This is a genomic window from Nodularia sp. UHCC 0506 (genome assembly GCF_034931045.1).
In the GTDB taxonomy this organism is placed as follows: Bacteria; Cyanobacteriota; Cyanobacteriia; order Cyanobacteriales; family Nostocaceae; genus Nodularia.
Genome location: NZ_JAYGHH010000012.1, coordinates 47887 through 49739, shown reverse-complemented (window position 1 = coordinate 49739; position 1853 = coordinate 47887). Strand labels below are relative to the sequence as shown.

Genomic DNA, 1853 nt, shown 5'->3' with positions numbered 1-1853 from the left:
CCCTGCACCCTGCACCCTGCACCCTGCCTCTTCCCCCCTGCACCCTGCACCCCTGCCTCTTCCCCCCTGCACCCCATTTACCATTATTCAAAAAGATAAATGCAACTTTGGTGAATAACAATAGATAGAATAAACTCAGCTAGCCTTAATGTCTAATCGTCAAAACCTATATATCTCATGGATTTTGCTAATCTTACATCCCAGTTGAATGCTGGAACGATTTTGCCAGAGGGGATTGTAATTGTCACCCTCTTAGGGGTTTTGATTGTTGATTTGATTTTGGGACGTACATCTTCGCGCTGGATTGGATATCTGGCGATCGCCGGTTTAGTCGCTGCGGTGGGCGCACTCTATCTTCAATGGGATGCGACTAATCCCATCTCCTTTACTGGTAGCTTTATTGGTGATGACCTCAGTATTGTCTTTCGCGGAATTATCGCGTTGTCTGCTGCTGTGACTATATTGATGTCAATTCGCTACATTGAGCAGAGTGGTACTGCTTTAGCTGAATTCATCGCCATTTTGCTAACTGCAACTCTAGGAGGAATGTTTTTATCCGGTGCTAGTGAGTTGGTGATGATTTTCATCTCCCTAGAAACTCTCAGTATCTCCTCTTATTTGCTCACAGGTTATACCAAGCGTGATCCCCGTTCTAACGAAGCAGCGCTGAAATACCTGTTGATTGGAGCTTCCAGTACAGCAATATTTTTATACGGCGTTTCGCTGCTGTACGGTCTATCAGGTGGACAAACAGAATTAGATGCGATCGCTAATGGGATTACCGCAGCTAATGTTGGTCAATCTTTAGGTTTGGTAATTGCGCTTATTTTCGTGATTGCAGGTATCGGCTTCAAAATCTCGGCTGCACCCTTCCACCAATGGACACCAGACGTTTACGAAGGCGCTCCCACCCCAGTGATTGCCTTTTTATCTGTCGGTTCCAAAGCTGCTGGTTTTGCCCTAGCCATTCGCTTACTAACAACAGTCTTCCCTCTGGTTGCTGACGAATGGAGATTTATTTTCACTGCCCTTGCAGTTCTAAGTATGGTGTTGGGTAATGTCGTCGCCCTCGCCCAAACCAGCATGAAACGGATGTTAGCTTATTCATCCATTGCTCAAGCTGGATTTGTCATGATTGGCATGATTGCTGGCACTGAAGCCGGATATGCCAGTATGATATTTTACCTGATGGTCTACCTGTTCATGAACCTGTGCGGTTTTACCTGCATAATTCTGTTTTCCCTACGCACAGGAACCGACCAAATTGCCGAATACTCTGGCTTGTATCAAAAAGATCCACTGCTCACACTAGGCTTGAGTATCTCCCTACTTTCATTGGGTGGAATTCCGCCATTAGCTGGGTTTTTTGGGAAAATTTACCTGTTTTGGGCTGGTTGGCAAGCTGGACTTTACTGGTTAGTTTTACTGGGCTTAGTTACCAGTGTGGTATCCATCTATTACTACATTCGCGTAGTCAAAATGATGGTAGTCAAAGAACCTCAAGAAATGTCTGAAGTAGTCAAGAATTATCCAGAAATTCGCTGGAATTTGCCTGGATTTAGACCTTTGCAAGTGGGATTGATCGTAACCTTAATTGCCACTACTATTGCCGGGGTTTTGTCTAATCCACTATTTACACTGGCTAATAACTCTATCTCTAACACTGCAATGCTACAAGCAACACTTCTTGAGAGAACTCAGGTAAGCGTAATTCCCACACAACAACCAGAAGATTTGTAGGTTGTATGCTTGATCTAGCGCTGTGCTTAGAGGGGTAGTGGGGTGTTTAGCCCGTGCTGAGTATAAAGCCATAGGGGTGCAAAAGTTTGCGCCCCTACTGACAGGAATCTCAA

The 1853-nt window shown here is 45.0% G+C and carries 1 protein-coding gene; it reads left to right on the top strand.

Annotation, left to right across the window (positions count from 1 at the left end; translation table 11 throughout):
• Nucleotides 1-177: 177 nt before the first annotated feature.
• The gene (locus VB654_RS10205) at nucleotides 178-1740 is read left to right on the top strand and encodes an NAD(P)H-quinone oxidoreductase subunit N (protein ID WP_323213605.1); all 1563 of its coding nucleotides are present in this window, start codon (nucleotides 178-180) and stop codon (nucleotides 1738-1740) included.
• Nucleotides 1741-1853: the final 113 nt, after the last annotated feature.

What these genes read in the sequence shown, in the direction of transcription:
- VB654_RS10205 (WP_323213605.1), top strand. Translation starts at nt 178, where the DNA reads ATGGATTTTGCTAATCTTACATCCCAGTTGAATGCTGGAACGATTTTG.